The 2,184-nt window shown below is 54.9% G+C and carries 2 pseudogenes; both read left to right on the plus strand.

What is annotated here, in order from left to right:
- Positions 1-250: 250 nt before the first annotated feature.
- A pseudogene (locus QZ506_RS16495) lies at positions 251-712 on the plus strand (ATP-binding cassette domain-containing protein); the annotation flags it as partial.
- A 38-nt stretch (positions 713-750) separates the two neighbouring features.
- Positions 751-2,051 (plus strand): annotated as a pseudogene (locus QZ506_RS16500) (ABC transporter permease); the annotation flags it as partial.
- Between the last annotated feature and the right edge of the window lie 133 nt (positions 2,052-2,184).

Consider the following 2,184-nt stretch of genomic DNA (forward strand, 5'->3'; position numbering starts at 1 on the left):
CAGCAGGCGATCAAACTGGTTGAGATAGTCAGGGGTTTTGAGATTTTTGGCCAGCTCGTTAGCCAGAGCCTGTAACTGTTTTTCGTCCATAAAGTAACCTGCTTTTGATGTTGGATTGAACATATCAAAATCAGGCAATTATACAATCTCGTGTACAGGCTCGGGCATCTTACATCAACTTTAGCCACTGTATTCCACATCCAAAAACCGGACATTTCACACTGCGATCAACATATTGAATACACGACCTGCCCTGGATGAAGATGGGCGTACTGCGCTGTGTGCCCGCGATGTCGGATTTGTGTTTCAGGCGTTTATGTTAGTGCCGACGCTGAATGCGCTGGAGAATGTGCAGTTGCCTGCACTGCTACGCGGTGAAAGTGATGCACAAAGCAGTGCGCAGGCAGAACAGTTGTTGCGTCAGTTGGGATTGGGTGAGCGCTTGCACCATTTTCCCGCGCAGCTATCCGGCGGTGAACAGCAGCGTGTCGCTATCGCGCGCGCCTTTAGTGGACGGCACAGAGTGCTGTTTGCGGATGAACCGACCGGCAATCTGAATCGCAAAACCGGTGAGCGCATCGTGGATCTGTTGTTTTCGCTTAATCGCGATTACGCCACCACGCTGATCCTGGTTACCCACGATGAGCAGTTGGCAGCACGTTGCGAACGGCGTTTGCGTCTGCTGGACGGCAAATTACAGGAGGTGGCATGATCTGGCGCTGGTTTTGGCGGGAGTGGTGATCTCCATCGCTGCTGATCGTATGGCTGGCGTTAACGCTGGCGGTGGCGTGCGTGCTGGCGTTGGGCAATATCAGCGATCGCATGTAGAAAGGGCTAAGCCAGCAGAGCCGTGATTTTCTGGCGGGCGATCGCGTGCTGCGTGCTGCGCGTCCGGTCGATGAGGATTGTCTGCAAACGCCACAGCAACAAGGGTTGACGGTCAGTCGGCAGGTGTCGTTCATGACCATGACCTATGCGGGCGAACAGGCCCAGTTGGTACGCTTCAAGGCGGCGGACTATCGCTACCCGCTCTATGGTCAGCTCCTGACGCGCCCGGAAGGGCTACACCCACTTACAGGCTCGGTATTGTTGGCTCCGCGACTGCTGGCATTACTGGGATTGAAGGTCGGGGATAATCTCGATGTCGGCGATATCACGCTGCGGATAGCCGGGGAACTGATTCAAGAGCCGGACGAAGGGTTTAACCCGTTTGATACTGCACCGCGCGTGTTGATGAGCAGCACCGATGTGAAAAAAACGGGGCGATACAGCAGGGCGGTCGCATTACCTGGCGCTATATGTTTGCCGATGATGCACAGCGTATCACACTGTTCAGCGATTTTATCAAACCGCTGCTGAAACCGGATCAGCGCTGGTACGGCATGGAAGACAGCGATGGGGCATTAAGTAAATCCCTGCAACGTTCGCAGCAATTTTTACTGCTGTCGGCGCTGTTGACGCTGTTGTTATACGTTGCGGCGGTGCCCGTTGCCATGGGGTACTATTGCCGCAGCCGCTATGATTTGGTGGCGGTACTCAAAACGCTGGGTGCGGACAAACGCGCACTGCGGCGTTTGATTGTCGGGCAATGGGTATCGGTACTGGCATTGGCTGGCGTATGCGGCAGCCTAGTGGGGTTTGGGTTTGAAGCAATACTCACACGTTTGTTAGCACCGGTGCTGCCCACTGCGTTGCCTGCGGCGGTGCTATGGCCGTGGGTATGGGTATTGGGATCGCTGGTTGTGATGTCGCTGCTGGTGGGGCTACGTCCTTACCGCCTGCTGTTGGCAACCCAGCCGCTGCGGGTGCTGCGTCAAGATATCACGGCGAATGTCTGGCCATTGCGTTACTATCTGCCCGCCGTAGCGCTGATTGTGGTGGCCTGCTTGGCGCTACTATCTGGCTGCGGAATGTTGCTGTGGGTGTTGCTTGGCGGTACAGCTGTGCTGGCGCTGTTGCTGGGCATTGTCGGATGGGGCGGGCTGTTGCTGTTGCGCCAGCCGTGGTCCACCCTGAGCCAACTTGCGGCGTTTTCTCTTTCGTTTAGGCTTTGTTGAATAAATAGAACTTTTGGGTAATCATCGGAGCAGATCACCACAGTTGTTTCAAAATCAGGTCTCCATGGCAAAACAAAATTTTAAAATCACCAACTGGCCCTCTTATAACAAGGCCCTCAAGCAGCGC

It is taken from the genome of Candidatus Symbiopectobacterium sp. (genome assembly GCF_020054415.1).
In the GTDB taxonomy this organism is placed as follows: domain Bacteria; phylum Pseudomonadota; class Gammaproteobacteria; order Enterobacterales; family Enterobacteriaceae; genus Symbiopectobacterium.